This window comes from Shewanella sp. SACH, from assembly GCF_001887095.2.
Taxonomy (GTDB): domain Bacteria; phylum Pseudomonadota; class Gammaproteobacteria; order Enterobacterales; family Shewanellaceae; genus Shewanella; species Shewanella baltica.
Map to the genome: position 1 here is coordinate 1,397,168 of NZ_MPDG02000001.1, position 16,983 is coordinate 1,414,150.

Annotated in this window: 12 protein-coding genes; 7 read left to right on the forward strand and 5 right to left on the reverse strand. The window is 47.1% G+C overall.

Annotation, left to right across the window (positions count from 1 at the left end; translation table 11 throughout):
• Nucleotides 1-395: 395 nt before the first annotated feature.
• Both serC and gyrA read right to left on the reverse strand, forming a co-directional pair.
• Nucleotides 396-1,487 carry a 3-phosphoserine/phosphohydroxythreonine transaminase gene (gene serC, locus BM607_RS06085; protein WP_071939464.1) on the reverse strand — a complete coding sequence of 364 codons (1,092 nt, stop codon included), beginning with the start codon at nucleotides 1,485-1,487 and terminating at the stop codon, nucleotides 396-398.
• Between the two features lie 136 nt (nucleotides 1,488-1,623).
• Nucleotides 1,624-4,374, reverse strand: a complete 2,751-nt coding sequence (gene gyrA / locus BM607_RS06090; protein ID WP_006086767.1) for a DNA gyrase subunit A — start codon at nucleotides 4,372-4,374, stop codon at nucleotides 1,624-1,626.
• A gap of 385 nt (nucleotides 4,375-4,759) precedes the next feature.
• Here gyrA and ubiG point away from each other — a divergent pair, with 385 nt between their 5' ends.
• The 5 genes from ubiG (at nucleotide 4,760) to yfaE (ending at nucleotide 10,632) form a co-directional block, all read left to right on the forward strand.
• The gene (gene ubiG / locus BM607_RS06095) at nucleotides 4,760-5,470 is read left to right on the forward strand and encodes a bifunctional 2-polyprenyl-6-hydroxyphenol methylase/3-demethylubiquinol 3-O-methyltransferase UbiG (protein ID WP_071939463.1); all 711 of its coding nucleotides are present in this window, start codon (nucleotides 4,760-4,762) and stop codon (nucleotides 5,468-5,470) included.
• A 1-nt stretch (nucleotide 5,471) separates the two neighbouring features.
• Entirely contained in the window at nucleotides 5,472-6,143 is a 672-nt protein-coding gene (locus BM607_RS06100; protein WP_071939462.1) for an HAD-IA family hydrolase, read from the forward strand.
• Nucleotides 6,144-6,669: 526 nt separating this feature from the next.
• Nucleotides 6,670-8,958 carry a class 1a ribonucleoside-diphosphate reductase subunit alpha gene (gene nrdA, locus BM607_RS06105; RefSeq protein WP_071939461.1) on the forward strand — a complete coding sequence of 763 codons (2,289 nt, stop codon included), beginning with the start codon at nucleotides 6,670-6,672 and terminating at the stop codon, nucleotides 8,956-8,958.
• Nucleotides 8,959-9,041: 83 nt separating this feature from the next.
• Entirely contained in the window at nucleotides 9,042-10,172 is a 1,131-nt protein-coding gene (gene nrdB, locus BM607_RS06110; protein ID WP_006081731.1) for a class Ia ribonucleoside-diphosphate reductase subunit beta, read from the forward strand.
• A gap of 37 nt (nucleotides 10,173-10,209) precedes the next feature.
• On the forward strand, nucleotides 10,210-10,632 hold the full coding sequence (gene yfaE, locus BM607_RS06115; protein ID WP_071939509.1) for a class I ribonucleotide reductase maintenance protein YfaE: 423 nt from the start codon (nucleotides 10,210-10,212) through the stop codon (nucleotides 10,630-10,632).
• A 307-nt stretch (nucleotides 10,633-10,939) separates the two neighbouring features.
• On the opposite strand, the gene BM607_RS06120 is transcribed toward yfaE, so the two are convergent.
• Nucleotides 10,940-12,958 (reverse strand): NADPH-dependent 2,4-dienoyl-CoA reductase, encoded by a 2,019-nt coding sequence (locus BM607_RS06120; protein WP_071939460.1) that lies wholly within the window; start codon nucleotides 12,956-12,958, stop codon nucleotides 10,940-10,942.
• Nucleotides 12,959-13,123: 165 nt separating this feature from the next.
• Between BM607_RS06120 and sppA the strand changes: the two genes are divergently transcribed.
• Nucleotides 13,124-14,971: a signal peptide peptidase SppA gene (gene sppA, locus BM607_RS06125; protein WP_071939459.1), complete on the forward strand. Its 1,848-nt coding sequence runs from the start codon at nucleotides 13,124-13,126 to the stop codon at nucleotides 14,969-14,971.
• Between the two features lie 137 nt (nucleotides 14,972-15,108).
• On the forward strand, nucleotides 15,109-16,122 hold the full coding sequence (ansA, locus tag BM607_RS06130) for an asparaginase (protein WP_006086774.1): 1,014 nt from the start codon (nucleotides 15,109-15,111) through the stop codon (nucleotides 16,120-16,122).
• A 263-nt stretch (nucleotides 16,123-16,385) separates the two neighbouring features.
• Here ansA and BM607_RS06135 read toward each other — a convergent pair whose 3' ends face one another.
• Both BM607_RS06135 and BM607_RS06140 read right to left on the reverse strand, forming a co-directional pair.
• A complete protein-coding gene (locus BM607_RS06135) occupies nucleotides 16,386-16,667 on the reverse strand; it encodes a DUF1315 family protein (protein WP_071939458.1) in 282 nt (93 codons plus the stop codon).
• On the reverse strand, nucleotides 16,664-16,981 hold the full coding sequence (locus tag BM607_RS06140; protein ID WP_011846761.1) for a hypothetical protein: 318 nt from the start codon (nucleotides 16,979-16,981) through the stop codon (nucleotides 16,664-16,666). Before BM607_RS06140 ends, BM607_RS06135 begins: the two co-directional genes overlap by 4 nt.
• Nucleotides 16,982-16,983 lie beyond the last annotated feature (2 nt).

Below are 16,983 nucleotides of genomic sequence, written 5' to 3' on the forward strand. Positions count from 1 at the left end.
TATCTTCTATGCACACTCAAACGCGTACTTTTAAGCATGATAAACAATAGCATGCAACTGACCAAATATATTGCTGAGAATATTCCCCAGTAATGCGCGCCAGCTCACAGGCTTGCTCACTGCTCTCTCTAATTCAAGCCATGTCTAATCCAAGTTATCTTTAATATAAGGTTCTTCCCTAGGTCATCTTGCTTAACGCCAATAATCGATAAATTACAGCCAACAAAAAAGCGAATGCATTTGAGCATTCGCTTTTGGGATGTCTAACTTTGGATAGCTAACTTGGAATGGCTAGCTGATGATAAACATTCAATAAACATCACGTTTATCTGCAGGCAGCAAAACCTAGGCGCTAAGCGCCGCAAGCTAGTGAGTGACTATATAGATAGCTAAGCCTAGCTATGTTTAGCCGCAAACTCGTTCATAAACTTGACCAAGGCAACTATGCCATCGAGTGGCATCGCATTGTAAAGGCTAGCGCGCATGCCGCCGACAATGCGATGACCCTTGAGGGCCACGAGTCCGGCAATTTGCGCTTGCTTTAAGAACTCACCATCGAGCGCTTCGTTGACTAACTGGAAGGTCACGTTCATTTGTGAACGGTTCGCTGCAACAACACCATTACGGTAAAAAGCATTACCATCAATGCATTGATACAACATCTGCGCTTTTTGTTGATTAATTTTCGCAATACTCGAAATACCGCCAGTCGATTTCAGCCAAGCAAAGACTTCAGCGGCAAGGTACCAAGCAAAGGTTGGTGGCGTGTTGAACATAGAATCATGCTCGACGGCTAGACGATAGTCCATGATGGACGACTGCGGTAAACTCGGCAGTTTTAACATGTCATCGCGTACTATCACTATCGACAGACCCGATGGACCTATGTTCTTTTGTGCACCGGCGTAAATCAAGCCGTAGCGGCTGACGTCGATTTCACGGGACATGATTGTTGATGATAAATCGGCAACAATTGGCCATGGTGAGTCTAATTCGTCAAAAATTTCGATACCATCTACTGTCTCATTTGGACAGTAGTGAACATAGCGATAATCGGAATCGATTTTATGTAAGTCAGGTAAGACAACCGCATTGAGTCCATTGTGTTTTTCAACAATATTCAGACTATCAATTTGTGCTTCACCCGCCAGTTTCTGCGCTTCTGCTAACGCGGCTGATGACCATTGGCCACTGACTAAATACAGGGCTTTACCCTGTTCGCCGAGAAAATTATTCACAACAGCAGAGAACTGTCCGCGACCACCGCCGTGCATAAATAGCACATGGTAATTTGCAGGGATCTGCATCAGTTCACGTAAATCGGACTCGGCTTGCTCGGTCAGCGCGATGAACTCTTTACTTCGGTGGCTGATTTCCATCACGGAAACGCCTTGGCCATTCCAATCAAGTAATTCCTGTTGTGCTTTTTTCATTACCGCTGCGGGTAACATTGCAGGTCCAGCACAGAAATTATAAATCGCGCTCACTGACACTCTCCTTAATCCCAACCATGATGTATGTATTGATAAATACGAAATCATTCTAAAACGAATAATGCTACCAACAATCAATGCCATTAAAAAAACGAGCGTCCAATTGGACGCTCGTTAATATGACACTTAATTACTCTTCGTCTTGCTCATCATCAGCAAGCTCGTCTTCATCTTCGTCCAACTCTTCTTCGTCATCCAGCTCTTCATCAAGAGCCTCGTCGGCTAATTCGCCTTCGATAATGACAGGAACAATCGGTAAACCGTTTTCATCCAGCTCGACTTCATCTTCATCACTTTGGATTTCGTCGATACGTTGCAGGCCAACCACTTTCTCGTCGCCCGCGGTGCGGATAATCGTCACACCTTGCGTGTTACGGCCAATGATAGACACGCCGCCCGCTGGTGTACGCACTAAGGTGCCTTTATCACTGATGAGCATAAGTTCGTCGTTAAGACCCACTTGCACTGCGCCAACAACTGCGCCGTTACGTTCGCTCACCTTGATAGAAACCACACCTTTAGTCGCACGGCTCTTCGCTGGGTATTCAGACAATTGAGTCCGTTTACCGTAACCGTTTTCAGTTACAGTCAGAATCGCGCCATCGCCTTTGGGTACGATAAGCGACACGACTTTTTGACCTTCTTCTAAACGGATACCACGAACGCCTGTTGCAGTACGGCCCATAGGACGTAACGACAGAACTTCTTCGCCGGTTTCAGGATCGGTTTTCACTTCGCCTGTTTCAGAATCACGTACTTTCTCACCAAAGCGAACCACTTTACCTTCGTTCGAGAACAACATGATTTCGTCATCACCGTTAGTGATATCGACACCGATCAGTTGGTCACCGTCTTTGAGGTTAACGGCGATAATGCCGTTTGCACGTGGGTTGCTATAAGCAGTTAGTGCGGTTTTCTTCACAGTACCGTGTGAGGTCGCCATGATGATGTACTTGTCAGCCGCGTATTCACGTACTGGCAGAATCGCAGTAATGCGCTCGCCATCGGATAACGGCAGCAAGTTAACAATTGGACGACCGCGTGCCGTACGGCTCGCTAATGGCAATTGATACACTTTGAGCCAGTACATCTTACCAAAGTCAGAGAAGCACAAAATGGTGTCATGGGTATTGGCAACTAACAGCTTCTCGACGAAATCTTCATCTTTCACTTTAGTTGCCGCTTTACCTTTACCACCACGGCGCTGGGCTTGGTAATCGGTCAAGGGTTGATACTTGGCATAACCTAAGTGCGACAGTGTCACCACAACGTCTTCTTCGTTGATCAAGTCTTCAAGACTCATATCGACTTCGTTAGCATTGATCACGGTACGGCGAGCATCACCGTATTCATCAAGGATTTGAACTAATTCTTCCTTGATGACTTCCATCAAACGCTCAGGACTGCGCAGAATAAACAGCAGACCCGCGATAAATTCGAGCAGCTCTTCGTATTCGGCGATGATCTTATCGTGTTCAAGACCGGTTAAACGGTGTAAACGCAGTTCCAGAATCGCCTGAGCTTGTTGCTCAGTCAGGAAATATTGACCGTCACGGATACCGTATTGTGGCTCTAACCACTCAGGACGCGCGGCGTCATCGCCTGCTTTTTCCAGCATGCCTTGAACGTGGCCTAATTCCCAACCTTGCTCAACCAATTTAACTTTGGCATCCGCAGGCGTTGGCGAGGCTTTGATCAGCGCAATAATCGGGTCGATGTTAGCCAGTGCAACCGCCAGCGCTTCCAAAATATGGGCACGCTCACGGGCTTTACGCAATTCGAATACAGTACGACGCGTCACGACTTCACGGCGATGCAGAATAAAGCATTCGAGCATTTCTTTCAGGTTAAACAGTTTTGGCTGACCATTGGTCAGGGCCACCATGTTAATCCCGAAAGAACACTGCATTTGCGTTTGAGCATACAGGTTGTTTAATACCACCTCGCCCACTTCGCCGCGCTTAATTTCGATAACGATACGCATACCGTCTTTATCAGACTCGTCGCGTAGACCGCTGATCCCTTCAAGCTTTTTATCTTTAACCAGCTCGGCAATCTTCTCGATTAAACGGGCTTTATTCACTTGATACGGGATTTCAGTCACGATAATGCGTTCACGGCCATTATCTTCGGTTTCCACATCCGCCAGTGCACGCATGATCGCGCGGCCACGGCCAGTTTTATAGGCATCAATAATGCCTTTACGGCCATTGATAATTGCCGCAGTAGGGAAATCCGGACCTGGAATGTATTCCATCAACTGTTCAATAGACAGTGAGGGTTCTTCAATCAGTGCCAAACAGCCTTTCACGACTTCCGTTAGGTTGTGTGGTGGGATGTTGGTTGCCATACCTACCGCAATACCCGATGAACCGTTAATTAACAGGTTAGGTACGCGTGTAGGAAGTACAGCTGGAATGAGTTCTGTGCCGTCGTAGTTAGGGACGAAATCCACTGTCTCTTTTTCAAGATCGGCCAGTAATTGGTGCGCTAACTTATCCATACGGATTTCGGTATAACGCATTGCCGCCGCTGAGTCACCGTCGACCGAACCGAAGTTACCTTGGCCGTCGACTAAGGTGTAACGCAGTGAGAATGGCTGGGCCATACGGACGATAGTGTCATAAACAGCAGAGTCACCATGGGGGTGATATTTACCGATGACGTCACCGACCACACGGGCAGATTTTTTGTAAGGCTTGTTCCAATCGTTCTTCAATTCACTCATGGCAAACAGAACGCGGCGATGAACCGGCTTTAAGCCGTCGCGCACGTCTGGTAATGCACGTCCCACGATAACGCTCATGGCGTAATCAAGGTACGAATTCTTTAGTTCGTCTTCGATATTAATTGGCGAAATAGATGATGCCAGATCAGTCATAAACTGCTCGTTCCCCTGAAAAATAGCCGACAACGTATAATCCGTATCATTGCCTAGCCCAAAAACGTGATTTGGCATTCTAACACAGTTATTTAATGTCGCCAGACCTATCATTATCGAATTGAGAGTCTGGTGGCTTAATAGATGAAAACACTGTCAATTTGGTCGTTTGAGCGATAAACCAGCGTTGGAATTCGCGGCTTAGGATGAGAAAAAAACGTCAAAGGGATGAAGTAAAAGGTCGATACGGAGCACAACAATTAACATAAAACCAGGAAACTGCTGAAAATTCACTCAACCACAAGGGCTTAGCTCAGTCGAACACTTTGTTTATCAAACATAGTCGTTATAATAGCCGCACAATACAGCTACTTCAGGTAATAGCATGCATCAGAATACCAATGTGGACCCACAGGAAATCGCAAAGTTTGAACGTATGGCCGAAACGTGGTGGGATCTCAACGGTGAATTTAAGCCGCTGCATCTATTAAACCCGCTGCGCTTAAATTATATCGATCAAACTGCCGGCGGCATTTTCGGTAAGACAGTGCTCGACGTTGGTTGCGGCGGCGGGATTTTATCTGAAAGCATGGCCCGTATCGGTGCCGAGGTTGATGGTCTTGACATGGGTGATGAGCCCTTAGAAGTCGCCCGCCTACATGCCCTCGAAACCGGCGTAAGCATTAATTATGTAAAAAATACCGCCGAGACCCACAGCCAAGATCATCAAGCCTATTACGATGTGGTGACGTGTATGGAAATGCTGGAGCATGTGCCCGATCCACAATCTGTGATCAAGGCTTGCTGCGACATGGTTAAACCCGGTGGCTTTGTGTTTTTCTCCACCATCAACCGCAACATTAAATCCTATGTGCACACGATTCTCGGCGCAGAATATTTGCTGAAGATGCTGCCAGTTGGCACCCATGAGCATAAAAAATTCATTAAGCCTTCGGAATTGATTGAGCTTGTGGACAATACCGATCTGATCTGTACCGATGCATTAGGCATCAGCTACAACCCGCTGACGGGCATTTTTAAATACACGCCTAAAGTTGATGTGAATTACATGATAGCGACGCGTAAGGTTGATTAATATGAGTCTGGCACAGATCCAAGGCGTACTGTTCGACCTCGACGGCACCTTAGCCGATACCGCGCCGGATCTGGTGCAAGCCCTTAATTTAAGTCTTCAAGACGTCGGCATCGCCGCGCAGCCGTTAGCGGCCATGCGCTACGCCGCATCCCACGGCAGTTTTGCTTTAGTCGATGCGGCGATACCCAATGCAGCGGATGATCTTCGTACTCAAGTTCAGCAAGGGCTGCTCGCCCACTATCAGCGCATTAATGGCGATCACTGTGCGCTATTCGCAGGCATTGCAGCATTACTCGACTGGCTCGAGTTAACGCAGCTGCCGTTTGGGGTGATCACCAACAAGCCAGCCCGCTTTACCCGTCCCTTATTGCGAAAACTGAATTTACACTTACGTATGCCCGTTATCATTAGTGGCGATTCAACCAAACACCCAAAACCCCACACAGCACCTATGTTGTTAGGGGCTCAGCAACTGAACTGCGCTCCAGAGCACATTTTGTATCTTGGGGATGCCGAGCGGGATTTGTTAGCCGCGAAGGCGGCGGGCATGTTAGGCGGCGTTGCCCTATGGGGTTATCTGGGTGTCAACGACAAGCCATCGCAGTGGCCTGCCCACGCGCACTTTGCCAGCCCAACTGAGCTACATCAAACACTTGTCGAAGCATTGGCCTAGAAAAACTCGCTAATAAAACGGCGAACAGACGTCACCATGACACTCAAAGATAACACTTTTGCTAAAGCCATTATGCAGATGTACATAAGTGTGTTTGCCTGATTTTTCCCTGCGAATAAAATCAGGCGGCGAAAGGTCGGCGGATAAAAGATCGGCACTTGTGCGCGATCGCGATCTAAAGAAAAGATCGCCTAAAAATCCCCCATGAGTGCGACACACTAACCTGAAATTGAGCTTCAAGGTTAGCCGTTACTAACGCGAAAGCTTATCCTCAACTTATCCACAAGATGTCCCCTGAATTCAGACTTGCAAATAGGGTCAAACCTCACTATCTTGTATCCCAGATAATTTAAAACACCATATCTTGTGTATAGGTAGCAATCAGACACACTAAAAGCTCGCCGCTTAATTGACTCGTTTTCAACCAGTCAGCAGTATTTAAGGGACGGTTATTGATTGTTTTACAAGGATACGTACGGTGAACTTGCTCACCTAAATAGATATAAGAACCAAGGCCTATCTCCAAATGAATAGCACTATGACAGTCACAAAACGCTGTGGCGATCGTGAAAATATCGATCTCGAAAAAATACACCGCGTAATTACTTGGGCAGCCAAGGGATTAAAAAACGTTTCTGTTTCTGAAGTTGAACTTCGCTCGCACCTACAGTTTTTCGATGGCATCCCAACCGAAGCTATCCATGAAACCATTATCAAAGCGGCTGCGGATTTAATTTCTCCAGAATCACCGGACTATCAGTTCCTCGCCGCCCGTTTAGCGGTGTTTCATTTGCGTAAGAAGGCCTTCGGTCAATTCGAGCCGCCAGCACTGTATACCCACGTGACTAAGTTAGTTGAGCTTGGCAAGTATGACATGCACATTCTGCAGGATTACAGCCGCGAAGAACTCGACGTGATGGATACCTATATCGACCATTGGCGCGATATGGACTTCTCTTACGCTGCGGTAAAACAGCTTGAAGGCAAATATTTAGTTCAAAACCGTGTGACGCACGAAATCTATGAGAGCGCCCAGTTCCTCTACATTTTGGTCGCGGCCTGTTTGTTTGCCCGCTATCCAAAAGAAACGCGCCTGAAATACATTAAAGATTTCTATGACGCGGTATCGACCTTTAAGATTTCGCTACCAACGCCAATCATGGCCGGTGTGCGCACACCAACGCGTCAGTTCAGCTCTTGCGTACTGATCGAATGTGGTGACAGCTTAGATTCCATCAACGCGACTGCTTCGTCTATCGTGAAATACGTTAGCCAACGTGCGGGTATCGGTATTAACGCCGGTCGTATTCGTGCTTTAGGTAGCCCAATCCGTGGTGGTGAAGCCTTCCACACAGGTTGTTTACCTTTCTATAAGTATTTCCAAACCGCAGTGAAGTCTTGTTCTCAAGGCGGCGTGCGTGGCGGTGCTGCGACCCTGTTCTACCCTATTTGGCACTTAGAAGTCGAATCTCTGCTGGTATTGAAAAATAACCGCGGCGTCGAAGACAACCGTATCCGTCATTTAGACTACGGTGTGCAGCTGAACAAAGTCATGTATCAACGTCTGATCAAAGGCGAAAACATCAGCCTGTTTAGCCCATCTGACGTACCTGGCTTATATGATGCTTTCTTTGAAGATCAAAACGAATTCGAACGTTTATATGTGCAATATGAGCAAGACAGCAGCATTCGTAAGAAAACCATAAAGGCAGTTGAGCTGTTTTCACTGATGATGCAAGAGCGTGCCTCAACTGGCCGTATCTACATTCAAAACGTGGATCACTGCAACACTCACAGCCCGTTCGATTCAAAAGTCGCACCGATCAGACAGTCTAACCTGTGTCTTGAAATCGCCCTGCCGACTAAACCATTGAACAACATCGATGATCCAGAAGGTGAAATCGCGCTTTGTACGTTGTCAGCACTTAACTTAGGTTCTATCAAAGAATTATCTGATATTGAGCCATTAGCCGACCTCGCCGTACGTGCACTGGATAACCTGTTGGATTATCAAGATTACCCTATCAAGGCCGCGCAAATTGCCTCGATGAATCGCCGTACCTTAGGCATAGGCGTGATTAACTTCGCTAACTACTTAGCAAAAAATGGCATGAAGTATTCCGATGGCAGCGCGAACGAGCTGACCCACAGAACCTTCGAAGCGATTCAGTTCTATTTACTGAAAGCCTCAATGAACTTGGCCAAAGAGCAAGGTGCGTGTCCGTTATTCCACGAGACCACTTACTCTCAAGGTATTTTGCCAATCGATACCTACAAACGTGACCTAGATAAAATTTGTGCTGAACCATTGCACTTAGACTGGGAATCACTGCGTAGTGATATCAAGCAATATGGCCTGCGTAACTCGACGCTGTCGGCATTAATGCCTTCAGAAACCTCGTCGCAAATTTCCAATGCGACCAATGGTATCGAGCCACCACGTGGTCTTATCAGCGTGAAATCGAGCAAAGACGGTCAGTTGAAGCAAGTTGTACCTGATTTCGATACGCTGAAAGATAGCTATGAATTGCTATGGAAAATGCCAAGCAATGACGGTTACTTACAGCTAGTGGGTATCATGCAGAAGTTCGTTGACCAAGCTATTTCGGCCAACACTAACTACGATCCTTCACGTTTTGAAGGCCGTAAAGTACCGATGCAAACCTTGCTGAAAGATTTGCTCAATGCTTACAAGTTAGGTGTGAAAACGCTTTACTACCATAACACTCGCGATGGTGCGTCGGATTCACACGATGACATCACCAATTTAGAGAAAGAAGATGATGGTTGCGCCGGCGGCGCGTGTAAAATCTAGTCTTTAACGTTAACGCGGCTCTTACAAATAAAAAGTATAGGGATCCCGATTGAGTGGATCCCTATCCATTGGAAAATAGCACCATGGCCTACTCTACCTTCTGTCAAACACCCAACGATGCCACCCGTGAACCTATGTTTTTAGGTCAATCGGTCAACGTGGCTCGTTACGATCAACAAAAATATGAAGTGTTCGAAAAACTGATAGAAAAGCAGTTATCTTTCTTTTGGCGCCCGGAAGAAGTAGACGTCAGTCGCGATAAAATCGACTACGGTGCATTGCCCGATCATGAAAAACACATCTTTATTTCTAACCTGAAATACCAAACCTTACTCGACTCGATTCAAGGTCGCTCACCCAATGTGGCCTTTTTACCACTGGTGTCGCTGCCTGAACTAGAGACTTGGATTGAGACTTGGTCTTTCTCTGAGACGATTCACTCGCGCTCATACACCCATATCATTCGCAATATCGTTAACGATCCTTCAGTGATCTTCGACGATATCGTCGTGAACAAAGAAATCTTAAGCCGTGCGACCGATATCGCCGCTTACTACGATCACTTGATCCAATTGACTCAAGTGTTCCATTTACTCGGCGCGGGTACCCATGTTATCGATGGCAAAGAAGTCATCGTAAACACTCGCACCCTGAAAAAAGCCTTGTACCTGTGCATGATGTCAGTCAACGCCCTAGAAGCGATTCGTTTCTATGTTAGCTTTGCCTGCTCATTTGCTTTTGCTGAACGTAAGCTAATGGAAGGTAACGCGAAAATCATTCGCTTAATCGCCCGTGATGAAGCCTTACACTTAAACAGCACTCAGCATATTTTAAGCATCATGCAAGGCGGTAAAGACGATCCAGAAATGGGTGAAATTGCCGCAGAATGCCAACAGGAAGCCTTTGATTTATTCTTCAAGGCCGCAGAGCAAGAAAAAGAATGGGCAAAATACCTGTTCAAAGACGGCTCTATGATAGGTTTGAATGAACAGATCCTCTGCCAATACGTTGAATTTATTACTAACCAACGGATGAAGTCGGTGAATCTGCCGCAACCTTATCCTGAAATAACCAATCCATTACCTTGGATGAAAAACTGGTTAGAAAGCGATGCAGTGCAAGTCGCGCCTCAGGAAGTGGAAGTGTCTTCATACCTAGTCGGTCAAATCGACTCAGCGGTTGATGGCGATGAATTCCTCGACTTCGATCTATAAGACGCTCAACAGTGACGTTAAAAATGGCATTACAACAGTGACATCGAAAAAACGGCCACAAAACCTGTTTGCGAAGGCGCCAATCGTACGCCTTCAAGGTCAACCTGTGTTGCTCTTTACTGAGCAACAAGGCACCTTGCTGCAAGCGCTCGAAGCAAAAAAAGTTAACATCTTCTCAGAATGTCGCAACGGATTCTGCGGTGCCTGCAAAACACGGGTCATCAGCGGAAAAGTCAGCTACTTAAACGAACCCTTAGCCGAACTTAAACATGATGAATGTTTACCCTGCTGCTGTGTGCCTACCGAAGATTTAGAGCTCGACTTGTCACCTGAAGGTGCGGCCGTAGTCACCTATGCGTGTCAACCTCGTCAGAGCAAACCCAGTTTGGCTAAGACAAAGCAAACACAGCATGAAGCAAGCAACACGCGCACGTTAAAACAAGAAGTGTTTGAAGACTAACAGCGCCAAGATTAGACTTCTCTATAAGCTGCTTTAAATGATCCACTCTGAATAAACAACTTTCACTTTTTCAGTAAGCGGCGTTAAAACAAGCATTAGCTGTTAAACACAAAGTCCCTTTCAATACTGCCTTAATTAATCCGCGCCAATTAGCGACCAAACGCATTAAACCCCACTCTTCTTCCTTCTCTCTATTTTCAATGCATTCCCGCGGAAAACCAAAAAGCCTGAACTCAGGTTCAGGCTTTCAGGATCTAAAACTTAACGCATAACGCCTAAAGCTTATTGCAGAAGACTTATCGAGTTTCTATAAGCGCATAGCCAGCTCAGCGCCTTGGCGGATTGCACGCTTAGCATCAAGCTCTGCCGCGACATCCACGCCGCCAATCAGATGCACAGGCAAGCCCGTCGCTTTCATCTCATCCACTAAGGTGCGATTCGATTCTTGTCCAGCGCAAAGCACAACATTATCAACGGCCAGCACTTCAGCGGTTTCGCCCACGCGAATATGCAGTCCCGCATCATCAAACTTATCGTAACTCACGCCCGTTTTCATCTTCACATCATGTTGCTTAAGCACAAGACGGTGGATCCAGCCGGTGGTTTTACCTAAGCCTTTACCCATCTTCGACGTTTTACGTTGCAGTAAAAATACCTTACGATGATCGGTATTGTCGGAATGTGGTTCTGTTAGGCCGCCCGCATGTTGGTAAGTTTTATCTATGCCCCACTGTTGCAGCCATTTATCAGCGTTCAGCGTGCTAGATTGGCGCTCACATAAGTAATGCGCCATATCGAACCCTATGCCGCCAGCACCAATCAAGGCCACGGTATTACCGACAGTCACTTCACCCGAGAGCACTTTTTGATAATCGACCACCCGTGGGTCATCAAAGCCGGGTAAGACTAAATCACGCGGCACAACGCCTGACGCTATCACCACTTCATCAAACTTTTCGGTTGCCAACACACTGGCATCCAGGCGAGTGTTTAATCTCAGCTCCACCTTATGCAACTTAATTTGATTGATGAAATAACGGATAGTTTCGTTAAACTCTTCTTTCCCAGGGATTTTACGGGCGAGATTAAACTGACCACCCACCTCGGATTTCGCTTCAAACAAGACAACGTGATGGCCACGCATGGCGGCATAGACAGAGAACGCCATGCCCGCAGGACCTGCGCCCATCACCGCAATACGCTTTTTATTGGCAGTGGGTAAAAAGTTGATTTCAGTCTCATAACAGGCACGAGGATTCACTAAGCAGGTCGCGCGCTTAAGGGAGAAAGTATGATCAAGACACGCTTGGTTACAGCCAATGCAGGTGTTGATCAGCTCTGGCGTGTTCGCCGCGGCTTTATTGACAAACTCTGGATCGGCAAGGAAAGGCCTTGCCATCGACACCATGTCAGCTTGACCAGAAGCAATAATCTGCTCGCCAATCTCAGGGGTGTTAATGCGGTTAGTGGCAATTAAGGGCACAGAAACTGATTGTTTGAGCTTTTCAGTCACCCACGCAAAGGCGCCGCGGGGCACACTCGTCGCAATGGTCGGTACGCGCGCTTCATGCCAACCAATACCGGTATTTAAAATGGACACGCCAGCTTGCTCTAACCACTGGGCGAGCTGCACCACTTCATCCCAAGTCGAGCCGTTATCCACTAGATCGAGCATAGATAAACGGAAGATAATAATGAAGTCTTTACCGACTTTTGCCCGTATCGCGTTAACAATCTCAATAGGGAATTGCGCCCGCTTTTCAAACGCACCGCCCCATTCATCGGTGCGGGTGTTAGTACGCGCACTGACAAACTGATTGATCAAATAGCCTTCAGATCCCATGACCTCGACGCCATCGTAACCAGCTTTCTTGGCAAGGGCGGCTGAGCTGGCGTAATCCTTAATGGTCGAGCGCACTTGGCGACTAGACATAGCAGACGGTGTAAAAGGTGTAATGGGTGATTTAATTTTGCTCGGTGCTTGGGAAAAAGGATGATAACCGTAGCGGCCTGCATGCAAAATTTGCATACAGATCTTACCGCCGGCCTCATGCACAGCCTGCGTGACCACGCGATGCTTACCGACTTGCCAAGGAAAACTCAGCTGACAGGCATGGGGCGTAAGGCGGCCACGAAGATTAGGGGAAATACCACCCGTCACAATCAAACCCACACCGCCCAGAGCGCGTTCTTTGTAGAACGCTGCCAGTTTCTCAAATCCGCCCTTTTCTTCTTCCAAACCTGTGTGCATTGAGCCCATAAGCACGCGGTTTTTGAGCTGGGTAAATCCCAGATCTAAGGGTTCTAATAAATGGGGAAACGACATTCAAACATCCTTTTAAAACAAGTGATTTAAATCAGCATACCTTGAGTCAAATCTAAGCTCAACCGTTGGATCGAGGCCATCAGTCAAAATCCTTTACAATTGTGTTTAGCCTGTAGCGCCATTTTCAGTTAGCATTGGCAGATTGGACTTATAAAGGAGTGACAGATGTCCGCTAACCCATCGTTTTTCAAGAGAATATGTTTGTTTATTTGGCACACCCTCAACGGGACGCGTAAACTGATCCTCAATCTGATCTTTTTTGGCATCTTAGCCGCCATTATCATCTCCATTGGCAGCAGCGAAGATATCCAAGTAGAAGACAACTCGGCGCTGGTGCTTAATCTGGCCGGCTCGATTGTCGATCAGAAACAACAGGTCGATCCCCTAGAAGCCGCATTCAAGCAAGGCCAAAATGCCAACGCAGATGGGGAAATCCTGCTCGCCGATGTGCTGTATGTGATTGACAATGCCGCGCAAGATCAAAGGATTAGTACCCTAGTACTTGATCTAGCCGATTTGAAACGTGCCGGGATCAGCAAGCTGCAATCTATCGGTGATGCACTTAACCGCTTTAAAGAAAGCGGTAAAAAAGTGGTCGCCATCGGTAATTACTACGAGCAGAATCAATATTTCCTCGCCAGCTTTGCCGACACCATTTACCTCAATCCCCAAGGCGGCGTGTCGCTTGATGGCCTGAGTATGTACAACCAGTACTTCAAATCGGCCTTAGATAAACTCAAAGTTAAAGCGCATATTTTCCGTGTAGGAACCTTTAAATCCGCGGTTGAACCCTACATGCGTGACGATATGTCCGACGCCGCTCGCGAAGCCAGCAGCGCGCTTTTAGCGGATGTATGGCAAAGCTACACCCAGACTGTCGCAGGCAATCGCAATATTGAGCCTAACTCGCTGGTGCCCGATGCAACCACTTATTTGGCCGAGCTCGATAAAGCCAATGGTGACTCTGCGGCAATGGCCATCAAAATGAAATGGGTTGATAGCTTAGCTACCACGGAAGATTTTCGTCAAACCATGCTAGAAACCGTGGGCAAAGCCAGCAGCGGTGACAGTTTCAAGCAGGTGAGTTTTTATGATTATTTAACCTTAGTGACGCCATTGCCAAGCTTTGTTGAGCAAGACAGTGTCGGCATTATTGTCGCAAGCGGTACGATTCTGAACGGCACTCAACCTGCGGGCCAAATTGGCGGCGAAAGCACTGCCGAGCTGTTACGTAAGGCCCGTTTCGATAAACACGTTAAAGCCTTAGTGCTGCGCGTCGATAGCCCTGGCGGTAGCGCCTTTGCCTCGGAGCAAATTCGTCAAGAATTACTGGCACTTAAAGCAGCGGGCAAACCTGTTGTCGTCAGTATGGGCAGTTTGGCCGCATCGGGTGGTTATTGGATTTCGGCCAGTGCCGACTACATCTTCGCAACGCCAACCACGCTCACGGGCTCAATTGGGATCTTCGGCATGATCACCACCTTCGAAGATTCTCTGGCCAGTATAGGCGTGCATACCGATGGCGTATCGACGTCGGAATGGGCGGGATTGTCTGTGACGCGCACGCTGTCACCGCAAGTTGAAGCGATTATCCAACGTCATATTGAACGCGGCTATTTAGACTTTATCTCGCTGGTCGCTAAAGAACGTAAGATGACCATAGAACAAGTCGATAAGATTGCCCAAGGCCGAGTGTGGAGCGGTAAAAAAGCCCTCGAGCTTGGCTTAGTCGATGAACTGGGTGATTTAGATGAGGCGATAGCTAAAGCCGCTAAACTCGCGGATATGACGCTATTTGATACCCGCGTTATCGAACAAGAACTGACACCCGAGCAACGCTTTATGCAACAGATGTTTGCCTCAGTATCGAGCTATCTGCCCGCCTCACTGAGCCAATCATCGATGTTAGAGCAAATGCTAGCGCAATGGACCAGCAGCTTGAAAACGTTAACCTCTTTTGATGATCCAAATAACGTCTACATCTACTGCGATACTTGCAACATGATGAACTAAATCTGCCAGCGTCTAGGTTGCTGCTCGCAACTTCAAGATGATGACAAAGACAAAGCCCGGCTCTCCGGGCTTTTTTATTGGGTTTATGTCAGTTAAATCGTATAATTCGGCCACTTGAAGCTAAGAAAACGACAAGAATGACTAAACGCTCCATTTATGTTGCCTATACAGGCGGCACCATCGGTATGCAAAAGACCGATAACGGCTTCGTCCCTGTGGCGGGATTCCTGACTCAGTGCGTGCAATCTATGCCTGAGTTTTACCATGAAGAAATGCCGACATTCGTGATCCACGAATACTGCCCGCTTATCGACTCTTCCAATATGGCGCCGACCGATTGGCAGATGATCGCCGACGATATACAAGCTAATTACGATAAATACGATGGCTTTGTGATCCTCCACGGTACAGATACCATGGCGTACACGGCTTCGGCGCTGTCGTTTATGCTGCAAGGCTTGTCAAAACCTGTGATAGTGACGGGTTCGCAAATCCCCCTCGCCCAGCTGCGCTCAGACGGTCAAACCAATTTATTAAACTCACTCTATATTGCGGCGAATTATCCGGTCGCAGAAGTGTGTTTATTCTTCAACAACAAACTCTTTCGAGGTAATCGCTCGACTAAGGCCCATGCCGACGGTTTCGATGCTTTTGCTTCGCCTAACTTCCCGCTACTGCTTGAAGCTGGGATCAAAATCAATCTGCGCGCAGGCAAAATCACCGTTGCCAACGATACCCCATTGGAAGTGGCGCATATCAGTCCGCAGCCTGTGGGTGTAGTGACCTTGTATCCAGGTATCTCGACACAGATTTTTGAGAACATTCTGCAGCAGCCGGTTAAAGCCCTCATACTATTGACATTTGGTGTGGGTAACGCGCCGCAAGATGCTGCCTTACTCAAAACCTTAAGGCAAGCGGATGAACGTGGCATAGTGCTGGTGAATCTTACCCAGTGTTTCCAAGGTAAGGTGAATATGGGCGGCTACGCCACAGGTAATGCACTCGCTAAAGCGGGCGTGATCAGTGGCGCCGATATGACCATAGAAGCGGCCTTGGCAAAACTACATTATTTACTATCGAAAAATTTGCAGCCAGCGGAAATAAAAGCGGCCATGTTACAAAACTTGGTCGGTGAATTGAGCATAGATTAAAGATAGTGTCTTTTAATCTGTTTGTAGTTCTCAATCACTAGCAACAAAAAAGCCCATATTTAATGGGCTTTTTTATGTTAACTCAGATTAAACGACGTCAAATGAGTGCTTGTCTCGGTGCTTTTACAGAGAGCTATTTATAGAGGCTATTTGCATTGAAGTTATTTGATACTAAATCAATATTAACGTCACATAAACAGCTAATCCCAGCTCCACGCCTAACATCTTAGCAAACACAAACCACCTTGAAGTCAGTGAGTAATTTATAAATCCTGCACTTTAAACTCAGCAATCGGCTCACCGCGGAATTGCTTTTTCAACTCGGCTTTAGACAATTCATTGATTTTACCGTCAGGCGCAATAGTGAAATGCTCAGTTTGCTCCAGCTTACGAGCTTGATACAACATCACGACCTGCAGGGTCGATTCACGCTGCACTTCACTTAACACAGTGCCATCTTCCCACTTACCCAGTTCTGCTGCACTACGAAGCCTTTCATAGACTTCAATGGGCATTTGATCGATCACTTGATTAATATCTGTCATACACTTTTCCGCTTATGTAACACGATTCTGACTCGTGTGATGAGATAACCCACAAAACCAAACACAAAGCATATTCCAGCGATATTCGCCCGCATACCTTCGGCAGGTTCACCACCCCAAAACCAAATCACCACACCAGCAATAAACAAGGTCATAGCAACAAAACTCTGATTCATTAAGCTGCTGGACTTTTGAATATGACTAATGCGCGATAAGGACTCATTGTCACCATTGGTGCTCGCTTGACAATGGGGACATACAGGCGCCTTACTCGACATCCGCTTGCGACACACTGGACATTCAATTAATGCCATAT